This is a genomic window from Mycobacterium sp. ELW1, assembly GCF_008329905.1.
Lineage (GTDB): Bacteria > Actinomycetota > Actinomycetes > Mycobacteriales > Mycobacteriaceae > Mycobacterium.
In genome coordinates, this window is sequence record NZ_CP032155.1 from 700853 (window position 1) to 718102 (window position 17250).

The 17250-nt window shown below is 67.7% G+C and carries 17 protein-coding genes, 1 pseudogene and 1 riboswitch; of the genes and pseudogenes, 9 read left to right on the plus strand and 9 right to left on the minus strand.

Annotated features, from left to right (window positions below; translation table 11 throughout):
- Nucleotides 1-13: 13 nt before the first annotated feature.
- The 3 genes from D3H54_RS03085 to D3H54_RS03095 form a co-directional block, all read right to left on the minus strand.
- Nucleotides 14-1369 (minus strand): alpha/beta hydrolase, encoded by a 1356-nt coding sequence (locus tag D3H54_RS03085; RefSeq protein ID WP_168214763.1) that lies wholly within the window; start codon nt 1367-1369, stop codon nt 14-16.
- Nucleotides 1366-2598 (minus strand): lipase family protein, encoded by a 1233-nt coding sequence (locus tag D3H54_RS03090; RefSeq protein WP_168214764.1) that lies wholly within the window; start codon nt 2596-2598, stop codon nt 1366-1368. Before D3H54_RS03090 ends, D3H54_RS03085 begins: the two co-directional genes overlap by 4 nt.
- A 111-nt stretch (nt 2599-2709) precedes the next feature.
- On the minus strand, nt 2710-3453 hold the full coding sequence (locus D3H54_RS03095; RefSeq protein ID WP_149377814.1) for a DUF899 domain-containing protein: 744 nt from the start codon (nt 3451-3453) through the stop codon (nt 2710-2712).
- Between the two features lie 80 nt (nt 3454-3533).
- Here D3H54_RS03095 and D3H54_RS03100 point away from each other — a divergent pair, with 80 nt between their 5' ends.
- Genes D3H54_RS03100 through D3H54_RS03110 form a run of 3 tightly spaced genes read left to right on the plus strand, consistent with a single transcriptional unit; the run spans nt 3534 to nt 5117 of the window.
- Nucleotides 3534-3869, plus strand: a complete 336-nt coding sequence (locus D3H54_RS03100) for an ArsR/SmtB family transcription factor (RefSeq protein ID WP_149377815.1) — start codon at nt 3534-3536, stop codon at nt 3867-3869.
- Complete coding sequence (locus tag D3H54_RS03105) at nt 3866-4306, plus strand: SRPBCC family protein (protein ID WP_149377816.1); 441 nt, start codon at nt 3866-3868, stop codon at nt 4304-4306. Before D3H54_RS03100 ends, D3H54_RS03105 begins: the two co-directional genes overlap by 4 nt.
- A gap of 43 nt (nt 4307-4349) precedes the next feature.
- The gene (locus D3H54_RS03110) at nt 4350-5117 is read left to right on the plus strand and encodes a cytochrome c oxidase assembly protein (RefSeq protein WP_353620046.1); all 768 of its coding nucleotides are present in this window, start codon (nt 4350-4352) and stop codon (nt 5115-5117) included.
- Here D3H54_RS03110 and D3H54_RS03115 read toward each other — a convergent pair.
- The 3 genes from D3H54_RS03115 to glnX are packed head-to-tail and all read right to left on the minus strand — an operon-like array spanning nt 5114 to nt 9647.
- Nucleotides 5114-7360: a serine/threonine-protein kinase PknG gene (locus D3H54_RS03115; protein WP_149377818.1), complete on the minus strand. Its 2247-nt coding sequence runs from the start codon at nt 7358-7360 to the stop codon at nt 5114-5116. The genes D3H54_RS03110 and D3H54_RS03115 overlap by 4 nt on opposite strands.
- Entirely contained in the window at nt 7360-8328 is a 969-nt protein-coding gene (locus tag D3H54_RS03120) for a glutamate ABC transporter substrate-binding protein (protein WP_210419638.1), read from the minus strand. The genes D3H54_RS03115 and D3H54_RS03120 overlap by 1 nt, the downstream gene beginning before the upstream one ends.
- Nucleotides 8328-9647 (minus strand): protein kinase G-activating protein GlnX, encoded by a 1320-nt coding sequence (gene glnX, locus D3H54_RS03125; protein WP_149377819.1) that lies wholly within the window; start codon nt 9645-9647, stop codon nt 8328-8330. The genes D3H54_RS03120 and glnX overlap by 1 nt, the downstream gene beginning before the upstream one ends.
- Before the next feature lie 151 nt (nt 9648-9798).
- On the opposite strand from glnX, the gene D3H54_RS03130 reads away from it, so the two are divergent.
- A complete protein-coding gene (locus D3H54_RS03130; protein ID WP_210419639.1) occupies nt 9799-10380 on the plus strand; it encodes an NUDIX hydrolase in 582 nt (193 codons plus the stop codon).
- Between the two features lie 24 nt (nt 10381-10404).
- Here D3H54_RS03130 and thiE read toward each other — a convergent pair whose 3' ends face one another.
- Entirely contained in the window at nt 10405-11064 is a 660-nt protein-coding gene (thiE, locus tag D3H54_RS03135; protein WP_149377821.1) for a thiamine phosphate synthase, read from the minus strand.
- A 24-nt stretch (nt 11065-11088) separates the two neighbouring features.
- Nucleotides 11089-11198, plus strand: a riboswitch (TPP riboswitch).
- On the opposite strand from thiE, the gene thiO reads away from it, so the two are divergent.
- The 4 genes and pseudogenes from thiO to D3H54_RS03155 all read left to right on the plus strand — a co-directional run bounded on the left by thiO (nt 11193) and on the right by D3H54_RS03155 (nt 13963).
- Complete coding sequence (thiO, locus tag D3H54_RS03140) at nt 11193-12236, plus strand: glycine oxidase ThiO (RefSeq protein WP_149377822.1); 1044 nt, start codon at nt 11193-11195, stop codon at nt 12234-12236. Its footprint overlaps the riboswitch before it by 6 nt.
- Complete coding sequence (gene thiS, locus D3H54_RS03145; protein ID WP_149377823.1) at nt 12233-12430, plus strand: sulfur carrier protein ThiS; 198 nt, start codon at nt 12233-12235, stop codon at nt 12428-12430. Before thiO ends, thiS begins: the two co-directional genes overlap by 4 nt.
- Complete coding sequence (locus D3H54_RS03150; RefSeq protein WP_149377824.1) at nt 12423-13184, plus strand: thiazole synthase; 762 nt, start codon at nt 12423-12425, stop codon at nt 13182-13184. Before thiS ends, D3H54_RS03150 begins: the two co-directional genes overlap by 8 nt.
- 40 nt (nt 13185-13224) lie before the next feature.
- Nucleotides 13225-13963: pseudogene (locus tag D3H54_RS03155) on the plus strand (SGNH/GDSL hydrolase family protein).
- On the opposite strand, the gene D3H54_RS03160 reads toward D3H54_RS03155, so the two are convergent.
- Together D3H54_RS03160 and D3H54_RS03165 are read right to left on the minus strand one after the other, a co-directional pair.
- Nucleotides 13954-14649 carry a TIGR03943 family putative permease subunit gene (locus D3H54_RS03160; protein ID WP_149377825.1) on the minus strand — a complete coding sequence of 232 codons (696 nt, stop codon included), beginning with the start codon at nt 14647-14649 and terminating at the stop codon, nt 13954-13956. The pseudogene D3H54_RS03155 and the gene D3H54_RS03160 overlap by 10 nt on opposite strands.
- Complete coding sequence (locus D3H54_RS03165) at nt 14646-15623, minus strand: permease (protein WP_149377826.1); 978 nt, start codon at nt 15621-15623, stop codon at nt 14646-14648. The genes D3H54_RS03160 and D3H54_RS03165 overlap by 4 nt, the downstream gene beginning before the upstream one ends.
- Nucleotides 15624-15678: 55 nt before the next feature.
- Between D3H54_RS03165 and D3H54_RS03170 the strand changes: the two genes are divergently transcribed.
- Nucleotides 15679-17181, plus strand: a complete 1503-nt coding sequence (locus D3H54_RS03170; protein WP_149377827.1) for a M28 family metallopeptidase — start codon at nt 15679-15681, stop codon at nt 17179-17181.
- Nucleotides 17182-17250 lie beyond the last annotated feature (69 nt).

Sequence of the window (17250 nt, forward strand, 5' to 3'; positions counted from 1 at the left end):
CGCGCCGCGGGCGCTACTTGGCGCCAGGCATCGGAATCGGGCGAACGCCCGGAGTGCCGAGCTTGCCCGCCAGCCATGGCAACGCGTCGGCGAACGCGTCACCCGCACCTTGGAAATCGTGCGATGCATGGGTTTTCACCACGGCACATTCGATGCCGTAGCTGCTCACGAGCGAACACAAAGCATGGGCGATATCGGCGTGGTTCTCGGAATTGGTGTCCCATTCCGCCGGTGTCGTGGGCGGGGCGTCGGCGTGCTCGCCCGGCCGGTATTCATCAGTGGTGTCCGACGACACCGCGAACCATGCCGACATTCCGGTGTAGGGACCGTGCCGGATGATCGCCGACCGTGGATCGAATTCTTCCCACGCGGCGGCATCACCTCCGAACAGTCGAGCGATGGTCTGCTCGCGCGTTCCGGCATTGGGGCCCAGTTGACCGTCGACACTGACAATCGCGCTGAACACGTCTGGGTGCATAACCGCGAGCATCACGGCACAGGTGCCGCCCGACGACCATCCGGCGACTCCCCAATTCTCCGCTTTGGGGCTTACGCCGAAAGTCGAGATCACGTAAGGCACCACATCTTTGATGAGGTGATCGGCAGCGTTGCCACGAGGGCCGTTGACGCATTCGGTGTCCGTGCTGAAGGTCCCGCCGACGTCGGGGAAGACGAATACGGGCGCGTTGCCGTAGTGCCGCGCCGTGAAGTCGTCCAGCGTCGCAAGCGCATCGGCCGATCGCAGCCAGTCGTCGGGACGGCCGAACTGCCCGCCGAACATCATCACCGCGGGCAGTTGGGGCGGTGGTGAGGTCGCGAACCATGCCGGTGGGAGATAGACGTACTCCTGGCGATGTTGAAAGCCCGATGCTGCATCGGGTGTCGTCACTTTGACGACCACACCCTGAGTCGGCCGGACTCCTCGGCGTTGCATGTCGGCCAGGGTGGCCTGGTCGATGAAGCGCGGCGACTCGGTACCGGTGATCCGGTCCCAGGCGGATTGCACGGTGGGGAAGTAACCGGTCCAGGTGTTGAGTGCCAGCGCCACGCAGAGCAGACACAGCGGAACCGCCACGAACGCTGCAATCCTGCGGGGCCATCCGGCGCCGCGCCATCCGAAGATCAGTACGATGATGGCCGCTCCGAGGCCGACGATCCACACCCAGAATGTCGCGGGCGCGGGATCTTCAGACAGCCCCTGGTTGTGGATGAACCAGAACGTCAGTCCGGCGCAGATGCCACCGACTATCACCGCGATGGGAAGCCAGAGCAGCAGCCACCGTGGCGATCTGCGTCCTATCGCCGCCAACAGCACTGCCGCGGCCACAACTTGAACGGCGATCACCACCCAGCCATGTAGCAAGCTCACGAGGAACGGCCTTCGCAATCGTTGGGTGCCGGAACGGAGTTGACGCGTTGGTTCATCCAGTCGAGCGCCTCGGCCATGTCGAGCTGGTCGGGAGCGTCACCGGGCAGCCGACGAATGGTGATGACGTCACCCATTTTGCATGCGCGATCCAGCGCGGCGTCAGTCCACGCCGCCGGTGTCGCCGGGTCTTGGTCGCCGTAGATCACCAGCATCGGGCCTTGGGTCGGTCCTTGCGGGAGGCTGCTCTTTTCCAGGAAGCCGCGAAGCGTGTTCGCCGCGGCGGGGGAATGGGGCCGTAGGTCGTCGGGGGTGATCTGACTCGCGATCGTCGCGCGTTCGGCGAGGCCGGCGGGATCACATGCCAGCAGCGCGTCCCACTTCTGCGCGACGATTCCGCTGCGGTAGTCGTCGAGCGGGAAATCGTTGAAGTACGAGTTCTTCACTCCGGAAAGAAATGCCAGGAGATCGAGTTGTTGCTGGCCGTTGAGTGTGCCTGCCTCGGCGGCATCGGCCAGACCGGTGATATCGGCGGCCGGGGAGATGGCGACCGAGCCGAGCAACGTCATACTCCAGCCTTGGTTCGCCGCAAGCTCATTGGCGGCCCACGCCGCCTGTCCGCCCTGACCGATGCCAAGAGCGAGCCAGGACGTCGACGCCTGGCCGCCGGCCCGTTCGATCACCTGGCGTCCGGCACGCACCGAATCGATCAGGTTGTAGCCGACTGTCGTCGAATCGAGATAGGGATGGTAATGGTCCCGGTCCGGCCGATCCTGGATCTTGGCGAGGTCGCCCAGCCCCTGATAGTCCGATACGACGACCGCGTAACCGGCTTGCAGTAACTGCTGTACAACGGCTGACGAATTGAGCAGCGTCGGCGAAGTTGACGGACCGCAGCCTGGTTTGGTGCCGCTGGCGGGATGCCCGAACGCAACGAGTCGCCACCCGCCGTCCGGGGCGGGCCCCTTCGGCACCAACAGAATCGCCGTGACGTGGGTGCCGTTATCGTTGATCCCCGACCGGGACGCGTACGTGAAGCGCTTGGCCCACTCGACTGCCGATTGAAGTGACGGATCGAGATCCCTTGCTGCATCACTGGTGATCACATCGCCGTACTGCTCCGACGGCGCGGGCTTGTCCGTCGTGGGCTGCGGTGACGGGGACTTACCGCATGCGGCGCCGCTCAGAACCACGATCACCAGCAGGGACAGGGCCGTCACTATTCGTCGCACGAACCAGATGGTAGTGGTCGCCGAAGGCGCATCGGCGTCGGTTGAGGTGCATCCGTTGGTCTTGCTGGCCGGTTGTGCGACCTGACGTGGGATAACTCGGCCGGTCATGGTCTAGCTCGGCGGCCGCGGATCGCTGGGGTCGTCGGGGTCGGGGTCACCGAACCAGCGGGACGGGGTGTGCTCGGGGTAGTGGTCGTGCCAAGCCCACCATTCGTAGGGCTTGCTCTGCGGATAGCCCGGTGGGGAATCTTCCCAGGTCTCCTGGCGGCCGAGTGCGGTCATATCGAGGAAATGCCATGTGTTGACGAAGACTTCGTCTCCCCGGCTGTCGATGAAGTACGTGCGGTAGATCTGGTCGCCGTCGCGGATGAAGGCGTTGGTGCCGTGCCACTGGTCGACGCCGAAGTCGACGTCGAAGGCGTTGTCCGGGCCGGGCAGCATGGTGTACCACGGGATGTCCCAGCCCATCCTTGCCTTGATGCGCTGCACGTCGGCCTGCGCGCCGCGCGAGGCGTAGACGAGGGTGGTGTCGCGGGCGTTGAGGTGGGCGAGGTTACCGATGTGGTCGGCCATCAACGAGCATCCGACGCACCCGTGGTCGGGCCAGCCGTGGACACCCGGATCGAGGAAGGCGCGGTAGACGATCAGCTGCCTTCTGCCGCCGAACAGGTCGAGCAGGCTGATCGTGCCGTCCGGCCCGTCGAACTCGTAGTCCTTCTCGACGGGAGTCCACGGCATACGCCTGCGCAGTGCGGCCACGGCATCGCGGGCGTGCGTCAATTCCTTTTCCTTGACCAGCATTTGGTGACGGGCGGCCTCCCACTCGGGTGCCGACACGATGTCTGGCATGTGCACTGTTGCTCCCTCGCGTTATTCAACAAGTTAGTTGAGTATCTTCCTTCAGCGAAGCACGCGGAGCGGCTATAGTCAACAAGATGGTTGAAGATCAAGTGCTGGACCGGACCTATGCCGCCCTGGCCGACCCGACGCGCCGTCACCTGATCGAGGTGCTTCGGCAGGGCGATGCGCGGATCACCGACCTCGCCGCCCCGCTGCCGATGACGTTCGCCGGGGTGTCACGCCACGTCGGAGTGCTGGAGTCGGCCAGCCTCATCCAGCGGGAGGTGCGCGGACGCGAACATTGGGTGTCGTTGCGGCCGGAAGGCCTTACCGCAGCTCAACATTGGATTGACGAGCAGACCCGGTTCTGGTCCGCCCGTGCCGATGCACTTGCCGCACGACTGCGCCGCAAAAAGGCCGACGGCCGATGAGCGAGACGGTGACCGTCGTCGTGTCGCGCGTCATGCCCGCCCCGCCCGCGGTGGTGTTCGACGAGTGGCTCGATCCGGAAGCGCTACAGGAATGGATGTGCCCGAACCCGGTGCGCGTCGTCGAGGTCCGTGTCGAGGCCCGCGTCGGCGGAACGGTGCGCTTCGACGTCGACGATTCGGGCACCAGGGTGCTCATCAGCGGGCAGTTCCTGACCATCGAGCGCCCCCATCTGCTGCGGTTCACCTGGAGCAACTCGAACTGGGAAGATCCCTCGCAGGTGAGCATCGTGAATGTGACATTCGAGCCGGTCGGCGTGGACGAGACATTGATGTCGATCGAGCACACGTTGCTGCCGACAAGTGAATTCGAATCGTTCCACAGCGGCTGGATCGATACCTTCGCCCAGCTCGCCGACCGGTTGGCGTCGCTGTCCTGAACGCACAGTCGATCCCAAGCTGACCGGTTTACCGTCAGCAGCTGTGGTGCGCTGGTCATGTTTGGTGCTGGGCATAGCCGTGTGGGCGTCGGCCACCTTCGGTCCCGTCGGCGAGTACGCACCGGTGCTGTTCTGGGTGCGCGCGTTGCAGGTGCTGCTGCTGCTCTTCGTCGCGCCGTTTCTGCTGGCATCAGCTCGCCCGGTGGCATGGTTGTGCGCGCTCTCGGCGCCCGCCCGTCGAATCGTGGACCGAGCGCTGAGCTCGAGAGTCATGCGGGTGGCACTGTCGCCGTTGACGACGTCAGCCACCATGCTGGCCACGCCGTGGCTGCTCTACCTGACGCCCTGGTATGTCGCCTCGATGACCGGACCACTGGCGGCGGGGACTCGAATACTGCTGTTGCTCGTCGGGTTCGGGTATTTCTACACCCGGCTGCAGATCGATCCGGTGCCGCGACGGTTCTCCCCGCTGCTGTCCATCGGCATCAGCGTCGTGGAATCTCTCGCTGACGGCCTGCTCGGCATCGTGCTCTGGCTCGGACCGCTCGTCGCCTACGACTACTACGCTGCGCTGCAGCGTGATTGGGGGCCGAGTCTCCGGACTGACCAGTCCATCGGCGCGGGCATCCTGTGGATCCTCGGCGACGTGCTGAGCATCCCGTTCGTGGTGGCGCTGATGCGTCAACTCGGGACCGACGAGCGTCGGAAGGCCGCGTTGGCGGACGCAGAACTCGACGAGGCGACCGCTGACGGGGTGTCGGCGCTGTGGTGGGAGAACGACCCTGCGCTGCGTGATCGCTTCTCGCGCTAGAAGGTGCTGGTGGGCCGCACGTTGTTGGCCATGTCGACCAGCGCGTAGCGGTGCGCCTGACTGGTCGCCACCCGCGCCAGACTGCGCAGGGAGGCCTCCACGCCCAGGCGCAGACCGTGCTCGGTGAACGGGAAACCGAGAATGTGGTTGGTGCTGGCCGTGTTCCCGCTCATCCAGTCCATCGCGGTGCCCAACACCAATGCGCGGATCTGCAGCACACGCGGTTCGGAATCGGGCAGCGCCTCCACCCGGTGCGCGGCATCGCGGATCTGCTCCTCGGACAGCTCATGTGCTGACCGCCCGGACAGCAACGTCACCGCGCTGGTCAACCGAGCCGTCGTGAAATGTCTTGATGCGGCCGGGACTTCGTCGAGTGTTCGGACCGCGGCTTCGCGATCGCCCTCCACCGAGAGGGCCCGGGCCAGGCCGAACGCGGCCGAGATGGAGTTGTTGTCGGTGTGCCAGACAGTGCGGTAGAACGGCAGCTCGTCGGAGGTTGCGGCCAGCTCGGCCGTTGCCGCCAGGGCCAGCTTCGGCGCCAGCTCTCCCGGGAAAATGTCCAGCACCTCGGTGAAGTGCTTTGTTGCCGAATCGAAGTCGCTGGTGAGTAGCTCGGAGACCGCCTTGAACCAGATCAGCCGCCAGCGCCATCCCACCCGTTCGGCCAGGTCGTCGAGCTTGCGGTTGGCCTTGGCGACGTCGCCGAGGTCGAGCAGCGCCCGCACCTCCATCAGCGGTAGTTCGATCGACTCCGTGAGGTCGATACCCTCGGAATCGAGTACGCCGTGCCGGGCCGCCCGAAGCGAGTCCAGTGTCTGAACCGGTTGCGAGAGCACCGTCGCGGACAGCACCGTCGCGGCGATGTCGGTGGGATCCACCAGGGGAACCGGCAGCGCGGTGACGATCTCGGCGGCGGTCAGCTTCTCGGCGTGGGCCAGCCCGTCGAGGTACACATCCGTGTGCGCCACCAGCAGTTCCACCCCGAACGCCGCCCGGGTTCGGGTGAAGACGTTCGACAGGCCGGGCCGCGGCACGCCGGTGTCCTCGGCGACCACCTCACGCAGAACACCCAGCAGCTGCGACGACATCTCCTCGGCGCTGGCGAACCGGCGGCGCGGATCGGGGTCGATCGCCCGGCGCAACAGCCGCGCGAACGAGTCGTACTTCTTGAGCACCGGGTCGTCTTCGGGCAGCCCATCGACGTAGCGGCCCTTGCGGGTCCGCAGGTTCAGCGTCAAAGCGGCCAGGGTGCGGCCCACCGTATAGATGTCGCTGGCGACGGTCGGCCCGGTCCGGACGATCTCGGGCGCCTGATAGCCGGGCGTGCCGTAGAGGTAACCGAACGAGTTGATCCTCGAGACCGCGCCGAGGTCGATCAGCTTGAGCTGCTCCTCGGTCACCATCACGTTCTCCGGCTTGAGGTCGTTGTAGCACAAGCCGATCGAATGCAGATAGCCCAGCGCCGGCAGGATCTCCAGCACGTAGGCGATGGCTTCGGACACCGGAAGTTTCTCGCCCTTGGGCAGTTTCAGCGACTTGCCGCCGACGTACTCCATCACGATGTAGCCGACCGGCTCGCCGTGGGAGTCGGGGTGCTCGACGAAGTTGAAGATCTTGACGATCGACGGGTGAACCACCTCGGCCAGGAACTGGCGCTCGGCCATCGCGATGGCCTGCGCCTCGGCGTCCCCGGAATGCACCAGGCCCTTGAGCACCACCGGCCGTTCGTTCACGTTGTGGTCGACGGCCAGGTACACCCAACCCAACCCGCCGTGCGCAACGCATCCCTTGATCTCGTACTGGTCGGCCACCATGTCCCCGGGAACCAGCTGCGGCACAAAAGAATACGGACTGTTGCAGTGCGGGCACCAACCCTCAGACGGCGCCTCGCCATCCTCGGTCGAGCGGCCCACCGGGCGTCCGCAGTTCCAGCAGAACCGCTTCGCCTCGGCGACAACGGGATTGACCATCAACGCCTTGAGCGGGTCGATCTCGGGATACCGGGGAATCTCCACCAGGCCGCCACCGAGACGCCGGGTCGGCGACAACTTGCGGGCCACGGTTTGCATGGACTCGGGCTCGGTGCGCACACTGCCGATCGAGTCGTCGTCGTCCTCGAACTGCGGGCGGTAGATCGCCTGGGTGGCCATCGGCCGCACCGTCGACGCCGAGTCCATGGCGAAATCGTCGAACGACGCGGGCTGGGTTCCGACGTCGACATCTGGCTGATCGGAGGCGGCCATCAGTCCAGGTACCTCGGCGTCGGGGGAGCGGGCGCAGGCCCCAGTACCGTCAACCACTTGCGGTACAACGTGTTCCACGTGCCGTCCCGGCGGATGCGTTCCAAGGTCCCGTTGACGAATCGCACCAGCCCGGTGTTGGCCAGATTGATGCCGATGCCGTACGGCTCCTGGGCCATGTTCGGTCCGATGATGTGCAGATACGGATCCTGGGCCACCAGGCCCGCCAGGATGGAGTCGTCGGTGCTGACCGCGTCGACCTCGCGTTGCTGCAGCGCGACCAGGCAGTCCGCCCAGCTCACCACGGTCACGATGATCGGCGGCGGAGCGATCTGACGCACCCGGTCCAGTGACGTGGTCCCGCTGGCGACGCACACCCGACGCCCGGACAGGTCCGAGGCCTGCGAGATGGCCGACTCGCGTGGAGCCAGAATGCGTTGGTAGGCGGTGAAATACGCCGTCGAGAAGTTCACCAGTTTGCGGCGTTCGCAGGTGATCGTCATGGTCTTGACCACGATGTCGACGGTGTTGTTCTGCAGCGCCGTGATCCGGTCGGCCGACGACAGGATGCGGTATTCGACGGCCGACGGCGTCCCGAAGATGTCGCGGGCCACCTCACCGGCGATGTCGACGTCGAAACCGGTGATCTCCCCGGTGATCGGATCGCGGAAGGAGAACAGGTTGCTGCCGACGTCGAGCCCGACGATCAGCCGGCCGCGGGCACGAATCCCGGCGACCGCCGCATCGGCCTCGGCCTTGGTGGGGAACGGTCGCAGGCTCGCGGTGCGGTCACACGCATTCTCGGACGGATCGGGACGCTGCGGCGGTTGCGGCGCGAGCTCCTGCATCCCGGCCGGTGTCGGCGGGGCCAGGGTCGGCACCGGGGGAGCCCCGATGAACTCCGTTTTGCCGCAGCCGGTGAGCACCGTCGCCGCGGCGATCGCGATGCAGAGCAGCCGGCGCATGCTCATCACCGGTACTCGCTGAGCCGCGGCCACAGGCCGAGCGCAACCGACAGCGCCGCTCCGACCGAGAGCACCACGCCCCCGACGGTGGTGCCGGACAGCACCCGGCGAGCGGACAGGATGTCGTTGCGCAGTTGGTTGCGGCTCTGCCGGATACCGCTCGACAGGGCCGCGTCGAGCTTGTCGAACGCCGGCGTCGAGTCGTCCTCACCGGTGCCCAGCGCCACCTGGGTCGCAGCCTGGTAGTTGCCGACCGAGATGTAGGCGTTGATCCGCTCGTCGGCCTGGCGCCACTTGGTCAGCAAGCCGTCGGCATCGGCCAGGTCGTCCTTGGCGATGGCGTCCTTGCGGGCGAGGTAATCGTTGAGCTGTGTGTGCATGGCTTCGACGCGTTGGTAGTAGGAGCGCTTGCGGACGTCTTCGTCTCCCCGCCGGATCAGCGACAGCGTCTCGTCGGCGCGCGCCTGCTGGGCGGTGATCGCCAGGTTAGTCACAGTTTTCAGCGACTCGGCCGCGGTGTTCTTGGCAGCCCGGCTGCCTGCGGTCGAGATGAGCAACGCCGAACCCACCCAGATGATCATCACGACGATCGCCAGGCCGCCCGCGATCAGGCCGACGTTCACCCGGCGTTTGGTGCGATCGGCCAGCCACCGATGACCGAACGCCCCGAACAACAGCGTCACGGCGACGACCATGATCACCGGCGCCGGGACGCGGGTGGAGGCTGTGGTTTCGGCGTCGACCCGCGCCGAGGTCTGCTCGTACAGCCGCTGCGCGTCCGGCAGGATCTGCTGCTGCATCAGGGCCGAGGCCTCCGAGAGATACGACGAGCCGACCGGATTGCCCATCCGGTTGTTGGTGCGGGCGGTTTCGATCAGGCCGGTGTACACGGCCAGCTGCGCGTTGATCCGGCCCAGCAGCTGCACCAAGGGCTCGTCGGTGAGGCCGCTGGAGGCGCGGGTCACCGCCACGGCCGCATCGGTGATCGCCTGCTCGTAGCGCTGCCGCACCGCGCGCGGCTCGGAGCCGGCGATGAACGCGGTCGCCGCGGCGGCGTCGGCCACCGAGAGCGTGGTGTAGAGCTGGCCGGCGGCGAAGGACAGCGGCTCGGTGTGGTTGAGGACGTTGGTCAGCTGGGTTTGCCGGTCGGTGATCGTCGTCGAGGTGGCGAACGCGCTCAGGATCCCGAGCGTGGCGAGGATGACGCCGAGGGTCAGGATGCGTCCGGGCGTGGTGCGGACGAACCACCACCGGGGATGAGCGGGCGGCGTCGTCGACCGCTGGCCCAACGGCTCGGTCGACGGGTGTGCCAGCTCAACGGTCACGTTCGCGGACCTCATTCCGTGTTGTCCGGATCCACTGCTGCCCTTTGCCGGGAGGCCCGGCGCGCTTTCTGAGACAATCCTAAGAGGTGCTGTGACGGATGGGGCGGGATCGACCGACCTAAGTCCGGCGTGGCGTGCTTATCCTGAACGCGTGCGCGGGGATGGCGACGGTTGGGTGGTGTCGGATACCGGCACGCCCTATTGGGGACGGCATGGCGCCGCGGGGTTGTTGCTGCGGGCGCCTCGCGCCGACGGTACGCCCGCGGTGTTGCTTCAGCACCGGGCCCCGTGGAGTCATCAGGGCGGCACCTGGGCGCTGCCCGGTGGCGCCCGGGACAGCCACGAGACCCCCGAGCAGGCCGCGGTGCGTGAGGCCCACGAGGAAGCCGGCCTGCTCGCCGAACACGTCCAGGTCCGGGCGACCGTGGTGACGGCGGAGGTCGTCGGCGCCGCGGGTGCGTACTGGAGTTACACCACCGTCGTCGCCGACGCGCCCGAACTGCTGAGCACGGTCGCGAATCGGGAGAGCTCCGAATTGCGTTGGGTGGCCGAGGACGAAGTGATCGAGCTGCCGCTGCACCCCGGCTTCGCCGCCAGCTGGGAACGTCTACGCATCACAGCGATGCTGAGCGGTCACGATCACGAGGAATGCCTGCAGCCGGTGCCGCACACCGTGGAGATCCGGGCCGGCGTGTTCGCCTGGTGCACCTCGGCGGCCGCCGAAGTCGGCTGACCCGGTCCGGCGACAACCCGTGGGTCAGCCGAGCGCCGCTCGGAGCCGTCGGGCGGCGGCCTTCGGGTCGTCGGCCCCGGTGATCGCCCGCACCACCACGATTCGGCTCGCGCCGGCCTCGAGCACCTCGGGCAGACGCGCCTCGTCGATACCGCCGATCGCGAACCACGGCTTGGCCGGGCCCATCGCCGCGACGGTGCGTACCAGATCCAGACCCGGCGCCGGCCGGCCCGGTTTCGTCGGCGTGGGCCAGCACGGGCCGACACAGAAATAGTCGACATCCTCGGTGAGCGCGCGAGCGGCCTCACCGCTCTGATGGGTGGAACGCCCGATCAGCGCCTGCGGCGCGACCTCGCGGGCCACGGTCAGCGGCAGATCGTCCTGACCCAGGTGGAGGATGTCAGCCCCGGCCGCGCGGGCGATGTCGGCGCGGTCGTTGACCGCCACCAGCGCGCCGTGCCGGTGCGCGGCCTCGGTCAGGATTTCCAGTGCTGCCAGCTCGTCGCGGGCCTCCAGCGGCCCGAACTGTTGCTCGCCGGGTGATCCCTTGTCACGAAGCTGGATGATGTCGACGCCGCCGGCCAGCGCCGCGTCGGCGAACTGGGCCAGGTCACCGCGTTCGCGGCGGGCATCGGTGCACAGGTAGAGCCGTGCGGTCGCGAGCCTCGCGTGGGGTTCGTGCACACCGCGACGGTAGCGGCTAGCGTGGGGGATCGGCACGGGAGCCCCGGGGCGGGGCTGAGAGTGGAGCGCGACGTTCCAGACCGTCACCACCTGATCCGGGTCATGCCGGCGAAGGAAGCGAAAGGGATATGTCGAAGGATTCTCTGGCTGTCATCGGGGGCGGTGTCATTGGACTCGCGGTGGCGCGGCGCGCCCTGCTCGACGGGCTCTCGGTGCGGGTGCACCGGTACGGCGGGCAGGAGCGAAGCGACCCGGGAATTGCCCGAGCCCTCCCGGGGGCGTCGTGGGTGGCCGGCGGCATGCTGACCCCGCACAGCGAAGGCTGGCCGGGCGAGGAGCAGCTGCTGGCGCTGGGGTTGGAGTCGCTGCGCCTGTGGCACGACGGCTTCCTCGACGGTCTGCCCGCCGATGTCGTCACCGCGCGCGAGTCGCTGGTGGTCGGTGTGGATCGGGCCGATGCGGCCGATTTGCGGACCGTTGCGGACTGGCTGTCGGCGCAGGGTCATCCGGTCACCGTGACGACCACCGCCCGCGACACCGAACCGCTTCTGGCCCAAGGTATTCGTCACGGCTTTGTCGCCGCCGACGAGCTGGCGGTGGACAACCGCAAACTGGTGGCCGCCCTGGAGGCCCACTGTGAGCAGCTCGGGGTGCAGTGGTCGGCACCGGTGGAGCGCCTCGACGACGCGCGCGACGGTGTCGACACCGTCGTCATCGCCAACGGTATCGACGCGCCCACACTCTGGCCGGGCCTGCAGGTGCGGCCGGTGAAGGGCGAGGTGCTGCGGCTGCACTGGCGGCGCGGCTGTATGCCGGTGCCGCAGCGGGTGATTCGGGCCAGGGTGCACGGCCGCGCGGTCTACCTGGTGCCGCGGGCCGACGGGGTGGTGGTCGGTGCGACCCAGTACGAACACGGCCGCGACACCGCACCGTCGGTGGCCGGGGTGCGCGAGTTGCTCGACGACGCCTGCGAGGTGATGCCGTCGCTCGGCGAATACGAACTGGCCGAGTGCGGGGCGGGGTTGCGGCCGATGACCCCGGACAACATGCCGATCGTCGGCCGGCTCGATGAGCGCACCCTGGTGGCCACCGGACACGGCAGGTCCGGATTTCTGCTGGCGCCTTGGACCGCGCAGCGCATCGCCGCAGAGTTGATGGGAGCACGCGCGTGAAGCTGATGGTCAACGACGAAGAACTGGAAGTCGACGACGGCACCACGATATCGGGGCTGCTGGATACGCTCGGCTTTCCCGATCGCGGCATCGCGGTCGCGGTGAACTGGTCGGTTCTGCCTCGTTCACAATGGGATTCGGCGGTGCCCGACGGGGCCCGCGTCGAGGTGGTGACGGCGGTGCAAGGTGGTTGAACAACTCACGATCGCGGGACGTACGTTCGGTTCGAGGCTGATCCTCGGCACCGGCGGCGCGCCGAATCTGACCGTGCTGGAAGAGGCGCTGGTGGCGTCGGGCACCGAGCTGACCACCGTCGCGATGCGCCGGGTGGATGCCGAGGGTGGCACCGGGGTGCTGGATCTGCTTGCCCGCCTGGAGATCACCCCACTGCCCAACACCGCGGGCTGTCGCGGTGCAGCCGAAGCGGTGCTGACCGCACAGCTCGCGCGCGAGGCGCTGGGCACCAACTGGATCAAGCTCGAGGTGATCGCCGACGAGCGCACCCTGCTGCCCGACGCTGTCGAATTGGTGCGGGCGGCAGAGCAATTGGTGGACGACGGGTTCGTGGTGTTGCCGTACACCAACGACGACCCGGTGCTGGCCCGCCGACTCGAGGACACCGGGTGCGCGGCCGTGATGCCGCTTGGCTCGCCGATAGGAACCGGTTTGGGCATCTCCAATCCGCACAACATCGAGATGATCGTCGCAGCCGCCGGCGTGCCGGTGATTCTCGACGCCGGGATCGGCACCGCCAGCGATGCCGCGATCGCCATGGAATTGGGTTGTGATGCAGTTCTTTTGGCCAGTGCGGTGACGCGTGCCGCGGATCCGCCGGCGATGGCGGCCGCGATGTCGGCCGCGGTGACCGCGGGACTGCTGGCCCGGCATGCCGGTCGCATCCCGAAGCGGTTCTGGGCGCAGGCGTCGAGCCCGAGCCTGTCCGGGTGACGGACGAGTGAAGGGCCGCTATGTGGCACTGGGTAGTTCGATGGCCGCCGGCCCCGGGATCAAACCGAGAGCTGCGGGGTCGCCGCTGTCGGCCGGCAGGTCGGCCCGCAACTACCCACACCTGACCGCCGAACGCCTGGGCCTCGACCTCGTCGACGTCACCTATTCCGGCGCCACCACCGCCAACGTCCTGCGCGATCCGCAGCGCGGTGCGCCGCCACAGATCGAGGCCCTCGACGGTTCGGAGGAGCTGGTCACCGTCACCATTGGTGGCAACGACGTCGGCTATGTCCCATTGCTGTTCGCCGCGACGCTGCCGCCGGTCCTGCACAAGCTTCCGGTGCTCGGTGCGCGACTGCATGAACTCCTGGATCCGGCCGCCCGGGGTGTGGCGCTGAACCAGGTGGGTGCGTCGCTGCGTGACGGTGGGCCGGGTGCTGCGGGAGCGATCGCCGCGGGCTCGAATTCTGTTCGTGGACTACCTGACCCTGCTGCCTCCCGCGGGCACACCCGCGCCACCGCTGCCGGACGACGTCGCCGACTTGGGCCGCCACATCGCACAGCGACTGGTCGATCAGACCAGTGAAGCGGCGCTGGCCACCGGGTGCGAGGTGATCCATGCCGCGGAGATGAGCCGCGACCACCACCCCTGGTCTGTCGAACCATGGACAGTCGGCGCCGGTTCCTTGCTGCCGTGGCGGCCGAAGCCGTGGCACCCCAACGCGGCCGGCATGCGCGCGGTCGCCGAGCTCATCGTGGCGAGGGTGCGTCAGCCGTAGGTGTTGGCGGGTGGGGCGATCCGCACCACGCTGGTCACCTCAAGGGTGGGTATCGACCCTGTGCCGGAATAGGTTTGGCCAGCCGGGGCCGTGCCCACCACCCGCAGCCAGGTGTTCTCCGGCATCGCGGCCGCCGCCTGCGCCGCAGGCCCGGACAGGTGCAGCCGGGCCAGTTGAGCGTCGGCGGCACAACAGACGATCACGATCTTGGCCAGGTCGACGCGATCGCCGTCGCGCATCGTGAAACCGGTCGTGGTGATCGGATGGTTGTCCAGGCCGCCGACCTTGCCGACCGCCACCCGCATCAGCACCTCGGGCAGCGACAACGACGGCGCGGGCCCGGGCGGCAGCGGCGGGAACGACCGCGCTATCGACACCGTCGCGGGAGCGGCAGCCCGTGCGCTCAGCGCTGGTGGCACCACGAAGATCAGCAGGATCACCGGCAGCACCAACAGCCAGACAATGCCGTTGCGGTGATGGTGACCGCCGTGCTCGTGGTGGGGACCGCCGCGCCGGATGTCGCGCGCGATCGCGGTCACTGCCAGCCCGAGCAGTACGACGGCCGAGATCGCCAGCCACGGCAACATTCCCGGTTTGACGTATCGGGTGTAGGCCCCGGTGACCGTGACCATGACCAGGGCGATCCCGACGATCAGCAGTAGCGTGTTCTCGGTTTCGCGCCTCACAGCAGCACCATCCCGAACGCCGTCGCCAGCGCCGTCGCCACCACCAGGGTGACCGGGGCGAAGCGCAGCGCGAAACTGCGGCCGAACAAACCGGCTTGCATGGCAACGAGTTTCACGTCGACGGCCGGCCCTACCACCAGGAACACCAGCCTCGGCACCAGCGGCACCATGGTGAGGCTGGCCGCGACGAAGGCGTCTGCCTCCGAGCACAGCGCCAGCACGAACGCCAGCAGCGCCATGGTGATCACGCCGATCAGCAGGTGGCCGGCCACATGCTCGAACATCCACGGCGGCACCACGACGCGCAAGGTTGCGGCGGCTGCGGCACCGATCACCAGATAGGAGCCGGCCTGCAGGAAGTCGTGCCGGGCGGCTTCGGTGAACGCGACCCAGCGGGATTGATCCGCATCGTCCGAGCGGGGCAGCTTGCGGGTGACCCAACCCGGGCGGCCCCACCGCGACCACAGCATCCCCATCACCACCGCGGTCGCCAACGATGCGGCGCAGCGTGCGGCCACCATCTCGGGTTGACCGGGGAAAGCCACCGCGGTGGCCACCAGGACCACCGGATTGATCGCCGGCGCACTGAGCATGAACGTCAGCGCCGCCGCACCGGTGGCTCCGTCGCCGAACAGGCGCCGGGCCACCGGAACCGACCCGCACTCGCACCCCGGCAGTGCCGCACCGGCCACGCCCGCGGCCAGCACCGCCGCGGGCGCGCGGCGGGGCAGCCACCGAGCCAGCCGCTGCGGGGACACGAAGGCGGCGATCAGCCCGCTGATCACCACGCCGAGCACCAGGAACGGCACGGCCTGCAGAAATACCCCGGCGAACACGGTTCCCGCGGTGGCCAGCCGCGGATCGCCGGCAACCCCGTCGCGCATCCAGGTGCCCGCCAGTGCGCACACCACCAGCGCGGCCACCAGCACCTCGGTGGAAGTCACCAGGCGCCGGCGCGGGGACGTGACGGTCATCGAGCACATGGTGCCACCTGAACCTGCGCACTCGCCGATACGTACCCTGGGCGCGATGAAGTACAGACACCTGGCCGCTGCGGGCCGCGTCGCGCTGGCCGTCGCCGTCATCGGCGTGGCGGGATGTAACCGGCCGGCTGACTCGGGCCAACCGGCCGCCCCGGCCAAGGCCGCCGCGCAGTTCGCCGACGAGTTGCGCCAGCGGGTCACCACCGACGCCATGATGGCGCATCTGCAGAAGCTGCAGGACATCGCCAACGCCAACAACGGCACCAGGGCGGTGGGCACCCCCGGCTTCGATGCCAGCGTCGACTATGTGGCCGGTGTGCTCCGCTCGAAGGGGTTCGACGTCCAAACCCCCGAGTTCCAGGCGAAGGTGTTCAAAGCCGGCAAACCGGAGTTGCGGGTCGGCGGCGACACCGTCCCCGCTCAAGCCGCGGAGTTCAGCCTGTCTACCCTGCCGCACGGAGTCACCGGGCCGTTGATCGCCGCGCCCGCTGATGACACGCCGGGCTGTGCGCCTGCCGACTACGACGGTTTGGCCGTCCAGGGCGCGGTGGTTCTCGTCGACCGGGGTAGTTGCCCGTTCTCCGACAAGCAGGCCATCGCCGCCAAACTCGGTGCGATCGCGATGGTCGTGGCCAACAACGTCGACGAGCCCTCGATGGGCGCCACCCTCGGAGAGGCCACCGATGTCAAGATCCCGGTGGTCGGTGTGAGCAAGGCCGACGGCGCGCGGCTGCGCGCCAATCCCGGGCCGACGATGCTCAAGCTCGAGGCCAACACCCAATTGGTCAATGCGCGCAACGTCATTGCGCAGACCAAGACCGGGTCGACCACTGACGTGATCATGACCGGCGCCCACCTGGACAGCGTTCCCGAGGGGCCCGGCATCAACGACAACGGCTCCGGGGTGGCGGCGGTGCTGGAGACCGCTGTGCAGCTCGGCCCCAATCCCGATGTCAAAAACGCGGTGCGATTCGCCTTCTGGGGTGCTGAGGAGCTTGGGACGATCGGATCCAACAAGTACATCGAGTCGCTGAATGTCGACCAGCTCAAAGACATTGCGCTGTATTTGAACTACGACATGATCGGCTCACCGAACCCCGGCTACTTCACCTACGACGGCGACCAGTCCACCACGCCCGGACCCGGGGAGCGGGCGCCGCGGGTGCCGGAGGGGTCGGCGGGTATCGAGCGGACCTTGGTCGCCTACCTGAAGTCGGCCGGAAAGACTGCCCAGGACACGTCTTTCGACGGCCGGTCGGACTACGACGCGTTCACCAGGGCCGGCATTCCCTCCGGTGGCCTGTTCTCCGGGGCCGAGGAGAACAAGACCGCCGATCAGCAGAAGCTCTGGGGTCGTACCGCCGACGCGCCATTCGATCCGAATTATCACAAGGCAACCGACACCCTCGATCACATCGACAAGGCCGCGCTGGGCATTCTCGGCGGGGGAGTCGTGTTCTCCGTCGGGCTCTACGCTCAGGACATCGAGGGCCGCAACGGCATTCCCATTCGCGATGACCGCACTCGGCACGCCGGCACCGTCTCGTAGTCGTCTTTTCGTTGAGACCGCACTCAGATCGCGATTCCGGTCAATTTCGTGATCTACGTGCGGTCTCAA